Here is a 222-nt window from a genome sequence, read left to right as displayed (position 1 = left end):
GATTAGATTTCTCAACTTCTTCCTTAACTTTAGCTTTCTCATCATCAGTCAAGTTGTTTGTATCTTCAACTGGCGTTACGGCTGGAGTTTTTGGTGTGTTCTCATCCGCATCTGATGGGTTAGCTGTCGTTGTAGTTTCTGTTGGTTCTGAGACGTTACCAGCTTTGTCGGTTGCTGTCGCAGTGACTTTGTCGCCTTCTTTAAGCTCAACACCTGCTGGGA

General features: G+C 44.6%; 1 pseudogene. It reads right to left on the bottom strand.

Going from position 1 to position 222, the window contains the following annotated elements:
* A pseudogene (locus tag NF418_RS10520) lies at positions 1-222 on the bottom strand (hypothetical protein); the annotation flags it as partial.

The organism is Streptococcus suis, from assembly GCF_024509555.1.
Classification (GTDB): domain Bacteria; phylum Bacillota; class Bacilli; order Lactobacillales; family Streptococcaceae; genus Streptococcus; species Streptococcus suis_AD.
This window is presented reverse-complemented; position numbering and strand designations above follow the sequence as displayed.